We start from the raw sequence: 5,456 nt of genomic DNA, 5'->3' as shown, positions 1-5,456 counted from the left end.
CCTCCGTCGTCGTACTTTTGTGGTCAGGCCGAAACCTTCACATCTTCGGCCTGCGGACCCTTCTGGCCTTCGCCGATTTCGAATTCCACGCGCTGGCCTTCCTCGAGGGAACGGTAGCCGTCCATCCGGATGGCCGACCAGTGCACAAATACATCCGACTCGTTCTCATCGACGGTGATAAAGCCGTAGCCCTTCTCCGCGTTGAACCATTTAACGGTTCCCTGCGCCATGTTGCTCTCCATAATTCAGTAGTTCCCCCTGGCGCCACTGAATTCGGCACGCAGGATGGATTCACCCTATCCAACCGCCGGCAAAAGTGTGAGCCGGGGCACATTGAATGTTATGGAGGTGTGACCAAGCCGGGCGGAAGGTGCTGCCCCTCCGCGTCGGGCTACTGGAATCCGGGGCCGAGGACCACGGTGACGAAGTCGGCAACCGCGCCCGGCGCCGTCTCGCGCAGGTCGCTGATCCCCAGCAACTGGCCGATGGCCTGGGCGTTGGCGGCCTGGCCCGGATTGTAGAAGATAACGGAGTTGGCCATCGCAGCGCCCTGCCAGTTGTCCACCAGGGCAACGGACCAGCCGTCGGCGCTGGCGCGCTGCGAGACGGACCCGCCGAGCCCGTTGACACCGGCGGCGTTGAAGATCAGCAGCGGATCCGCCTTGTTGACGGATTCTTCCTCCGACGGGTCCTCCGCTGCCTCCACGGTGGGCTCGTCGGATGGTTCCGCGGTCTCCGCTGCCGGCTCCCCGGAGGCCTCCGCCGTCGGTTCGTCAGCGGGCTCTTCCTCGGCTTCGCCGCCGGCATCCTCGGTCGGCTCCCCGCTGGCTTCGCTTGGGGCCGGCGAAGCGGCAACGGCCGTGCTGCTCGGCGCATCCGGCAGGGCGCTGCCGCCGGCGCCAGAAGGGGCACGACGAAGAAGGAGACGGCGCCGACCGCGAGCGCCAGCACGGAGGCCAGGATGATCAGTCCGAGGCCGCCGGATTTCTGCGCGCCCAGGCTTGCACGGTGCACACCTTGGCGGTCCGTCGCTTCAGGAACCTGGTCAAACTCGTCCCGGGGATACTTGGTCATCGCTAGCGGTGGGTCCTTGTCAGTGGATGTCCGGAATGTCCCGGATCAGGCGTGGGTGCCCAGCCGGCGGGCAGTGCGTGCGCGCTGGCGGGACGTACGTAGTCTACGCAATCGCTTAACCAGCATCGGGTCATGGGCGAGCGCTGCCTCGGTGTCAATCAGCGCATTGAGGATCTGGTAGTAGTGCGTGGCGGACATGTCGAACAGCTCCCGGATGGCCTGTTCCTTAGCGCCGGAGTACTTCCACCACTGGCGTTCCAGGGCCAGCATTTTCTGGTCCCGTTCGCTCAGCGGGCTCGAGTCGTCCAGCTCGGCGTCGAGGGAAAAGGCGCTGGCTTCGGCGGGTCCGGGCACGACGTACCGTCACTTCCGTTGGTTTGCTGGGGAAACTGTCCAGCCCATTTTAAGCGTCGAATCACAGCATTGCCATTTGCCGCTCCGGCGATCCTCGCCAGGCTCCCGATCCCGGTTCGCGCTCCCGGGGCCGGTGCGGGCACCATGGGGTCATGACTGACGACGACGGTGCACTGTTTCCGCTTCCGGCCCGCCAGGGGTCCGGGGTAGCCGTGGAGTCCTACCCGTTCGCCGCCCCGGCGAGGCTCCAGGACGTCATGCATCCGCAGTGGGCCTCGGCACTTGCCCCGGCGGCCGGCACGGTGCACGCCCTGGCGGACTACCTCGAGCAGCAGCGGCGCGAGGGCCGCGAGGTCCTGCCCGCCCCGACCGCAGTCCTTCGGGTCTTCCAACAGCCCCTGGAAGCAGTCAAGGTGCTGATCGTTGGCCAGGATCCTTATCCGACGCCGGGCCATCCGATCGGCCTGTCCTTCGCCGTGGAGCGGCACGTGCGGCCGCTGCCGCGCAGCCTGGCCAACATCTATGCGGAGCTGCACGCCGACCTGGGCATCCCGCCGGCCGGGCACGGCGACCTCAGCGCCTGGTCCGGGCAGGGCGTGCTGCTGCTGAACCGCGTGCTGAGCGTGGAGGCCGGCCATGCCGGCGCGCACCGGCGCAAGGGCTGGGAGCAGGTGACCGATCTGGCCGTCCGAGCACTGGCAGCCCGCGGCGGTCCGCTGGTGGCAGTGCTTTGGGGGCGGGACGCCCAGAGCCTGGCGCCGCTGCTGGGTGCGGTGCCGCGGGTGGAATCGGCCCATCCCAGCCCGCTCTCGGCCTCCCGCGGCTTCTTCGGCTCCCGCCCCTTCAGCCGGGTCAATGAACTGCTGGCTGCGCAGGGTGCGGCGCCGGTGGACTGGCGGCTGCCTGCCGACCTGGGACGGTAACCATGCTTTGGCGCTTCTCCGGGCACTGGGTTAGGTTGGCCTTAGTACCTTCGAGCCAGGAGCCACATTGTCCGCACAGCCCGCAGCGCCCGCAGCCCGCGCCAGGAAGCCCCAAATCAACCTGCAGGTGACCCGGACCGAGCGGCTGTCCGAACACATGGTCCGGGTCTATGCCGGCGGCCCGGACTTCGCCAGGTTCGAGGCCAAGGACGCCACCGACCAGTACGTGAAGATCTGGTTCATCGACCCGCAGCTCGGCGTCGAACTGCCGGCCGACGTGGCGGACCTGAAGGAAAGCCTGCCCGCGGACAAGCTCCCCGTCAGCCGCACCTATACCGTTCGGAGCGTCGACGCCGAGGCAGCCGAGCTGGCCATCGACTTCGTCGTGCACGGCGATGAGGGCCTGGCCGGCCCGTGGGCGGCCGCCGCCAAACCCGGCGACTGGCTGATGTTCACCGGGCCCGGCGGCAAGTACTCCCCCGCCCCGGACGCGGACTGGTACCTGTTCGCGGGCGACGACGCCGCGCTGCCCGCGGTCGCCGCAGCAATCGAAGCCCTGCCCGCGGACGCTGCCGGGCACGCCTTCCTCGAGGTGGATTCCGCAGCCGATACCCAGGAGCTGAAGGCCCCGGCCGGCGTCGAACTCCACTGGCTCTTCCGGCAGGGACGCCCCGCCGGGACGACGTCGCTGCTGCGCGATGCGGTGGCCGGGCTGGACTGGCCGCAGGGCGACGTGGATGCCTTCGTGCACGGCGAGCGCGGCGCGGTCAAGGAGCTCCGCGACGTGCTGTTCAAGCAGCGCGGACTGTCCCGCCAGCAGGTCTCGATTTCCGGCTACTGGGCCTATGGCCGCGCCGAAGATGCCTTCCAGGCGGAGAAGCGCACCCCGGTCGGGCAGATCTTCCCGGACAACTACCCGGCTTAGCGGCGGCGGTTCCGGCGCCGGCCTTCATTGGAGCCCAGGTTCCGGGTGAAGGGCTGCGCCAGATAGTCGCCCAGCACCGTCCCGCCGGCCATCGCGAGAATGACCGTGAGCGCCCCCAGCAGGCCGAGCATGCCGCTGAACGCCTGCTCGGTGCTGATCGTCAGCTCGTAAATGGCGCGGAAAACCGAGAAACCTGGCAGCAGGAACAGCACCGCGGGGACGGCGACCACCAGCTGGGGCGAGCCCATCCTCAACCCGACAATCCGTCCCAGGAAACCAATAACGACGGCGGCAACAAACGGGGTGATGCGCAGCCCCAGTCCGGCCAGCACCACCACTTCGTAGACCATCAGCCCCACCACTCCCACCAGGGCGGTCGGCAGCAGCATGCTCGCCCTGGTCTGTTCCGTGATGGAAATCGCCACTGTGGCCACCATGAGCAGTGCGGCGCGGAGGATGAAGGGGTAGTTCGTTCCCCCCTCGACGAAAATTTCAGGCAGGCTGACGCCCACCAGGCTCCCCGCGACCAGCCCCACCGCGACGCCGGAGGCGATGGCGGCGAAGGTCAGGAAGGCGGACAGGTAGCGCCCCATGGCCGTGACCGGGAAGCCGTTGATCGCATCCTGCGTGGCCGAGACCAGCCGCCCCGTAGGCAGCAGGTAGAGGATGCCTCCGGCGATGACCAGCGCCGGACTGAGCGGCACCTTCAGCTGGAAGAACACCAGCGCGGCCACGGTGGCCAGGCAGGCGCCGACGGCGGTGACGAAGAAGTCCGGAACGCGCCACTTGTTCAGCTTCCGGCCCAGCACGCCCATCAGCACGGTTGCCAGCAGCGCCACCAGCCCGGCAAAAATTCCGCCGCCCATGAAGCCGGTGATCCCCGCCGAGAACACGCCGCCGGCGGCGATCGCCATCCAGCGCGGGAACGGCTTGGGCCGGGAGGTGATTTCCTGCAGCCGGTCCTTGGCCTCGGTGCGGCCCACGCCGCCATTGACGATGTCGGTCACCAGCTGGTGCACCAGGGACAGCCCGGCGTAGTTGTTGGTCCACGACCGCACGACGCGCATCACGGTGATCGGCACCATGTCGGCCCGGGCATAGTTGATCACCACGGACTGGTTGGTGATGTCCACATCCACCTCGCGCAGCCCGAACGCCGCCGTCACGGCAATGATGCTGGATTCGACCTCCAGCGCGCCGGCGCCAAAGCGCAGCATCGTCTCGGCCACGTCGAGGGCGAAGTCCAGCGTCAGCCGCGCAGAGGTGTCCACCCCGGTGCTCTGCACCATCGGGTTCGCGTAGGGGCTGCCGGCCAGTCGCTCCACGATGCTCATCGGCGCCGTCGGGGGCGCCTCGCCCTGCACCAGTTTGCGCAGCATGCGGCGGGCGGCAGCATTGGTGCGCTGCTGGCTTTTGGGCAACGGCAGCGGCGCGGTGCCGGCGGGGACGGGCTTGGCTTCCTTCGCGACCGGTTCCTTGGGCACGTCCAACTGCCCCCGCTGGTTGCCGGCGGGCCGCTTCGGCGAGGACTTCCGGTGCTGCGCCCGCCTGCCGCCGGACGGCGTGATAATCGGCAGCAAACCGGCCTGCGGCCTCGTAGTTGCTTCCGGTTCCCGCTGGCCGTCTTTGTCCTGCACTTCCCCTCCGTTCCTGGTCTGCCCCGGCTGTCCTGTCGCGGCCGGATTTCATAGTGACACACGGCCCGGACGCCGTTGTCCGAAATGGCCGAGAATCGCATCACACCGCGCGGGCCATTACAGCCTTTGGGCCTGCCCCTCGTTGCGGCCTTGCTGCTGCAGCCCGCACCAGGGCCGGAGCCGCGGCAGCCAACGGGGCACGTGCTGCCGGTAGCGGCGGTACTCGTCCCCGAACGTCCGCTCCAGCACGGGCTCCTCATACAGCCGGACAAACACCACGATTGGAATCGAGCTAACCAGGTTGTAGCAGAACAGCACCGGCCGCCCCAGCAGCAGTGCCTGCCCGGCGATCACGGCCTGCAGCGCCACGTACATCGGGTTGCGCACATGCCGGTAGCTGCCGGAAACCACCAGGTACCTGGTCGGCGCAATCGGAGCCGGAGTGCCACGGCCCTGGAGGGCGAAACGGGCAAAACATTCAATAACGACGGCGGACCCCGCCAGGAGCAGCGCGGCACCTGCCGCGCGGGCCGGCAGACCGCC

At 68.4% G+C, this 5,456-nt stretch carries 7 protein-coding genes; 2 read left to right on the top strand and 5 right to left on the bottom strand.

The features are described from left to right. Positions 1 to 23: 23 nt before the first annotated feature. From D477_RS20170 to D477_RS20155, 3 genes are all read right to left on the bottom strand, one after another. A complete protein-coding gene (locus D477_RS20170; RefSeq protein ID WP_005274844.1) occupies positions 24 to 230 on the bottom strand; it encodes a cold-shock protein in 207 nt (68 codons plus the stop codon). Positions 231 to 391: 161 nt separating this feature from the next. Beyond that, positions 392 to 706: a LytR C-terminal domain-containing protein gene (locus D477_RS22900; RefSeq protein WP_005274841.1), complete on the bottom strand. Its 315-nt coding sequence runs from the start codon at positions 704 to 706 to the stop codon at positions 392 to 394. Between the two features lie 413 nt (positions 707 to 1,119). Continuing rightward, a complete protein-coding gene (locus tag D477_RS20155) occupies positions 1,120 to 1,428 on the bottom strand; it encodes a DUF3263 domain-containing protein (protein WP_005274838.1) in 309 nt (102 codons plus the stop codon). 152 nt (positions 1,429 to 1,580) lie between these two features. Here D477_RS20155 and D477_RS20150 point away from each other — a divergent pair, with 152 nt between their 5' ends. Both D477_RS20150 and D477_RS20145 read left to right on the top strand, forming a co-directional pair. Continuing rightward, positions 1,581 to 2,351, top strand: coding sequence for a uracil-DNA glycosylase (locus tag D477_RS20150; RefSeq protein WP_005274835.1), 771 nt, complete (start codon positions 1,581 to 1,583; stop codon positions 2,349 to 2,351). Between the two features lie 67 nt (positions 2,352 to 2,418). After that, positions 2,419 to 3,276 (top strand): siderophore-interacting protein, encoded by an 858-nt coding sequence (locus D477_RS20145; protein ID WP_005274831.1) that lies wholly within the window; start codon positions 2,419 to 2,421, stop codon positions 3,274 to 3,276. Here D477_RS20145 and D477_RS20140 read toward each other — a convergent pair. Continuing rightward, the gene (locus D477_RS20140; protein ID WP_005274828.1) at positions 3,273 to 4,913 is read right to left on the bottom strand and encodes a threonine/serine ThrE exporter family protein; all 1,641 of its coding nucleotides are present in this window, start codon (positions 4,911 to 4,913) and stop codon (positions 3,273 to 3,275) included. The two genes, D477_RS20145 and D477_RS20140, sit on opposite strands and share 4 nt — an antisense overlap. 117 nt (positions 4,914 to 5,030) lie before the next feature. Next, positions 5,031 to 5,456: methyltransferase family protein (locus D477_RS20135; RefSeq protein WP_005274826.1), on the bottom strand; the 426-nt coding region annotated here is incomplete at its 5' end.

Origin of the sequence: Arthrobacter crystallopoietes BAB-32 (assembly GCF_000328305.2) — a bacterium.
GTDB classification, from domain to species: Bacteria; Actinomycetota; Actinomycetes; order Actinomycetales; family Micrococcaceae; genus Crystallibacter; species Crystallibacter crystallopoietes_A.
This window is presented reverse-complemented; position numbering and strand designations above follow the sequence as displayed.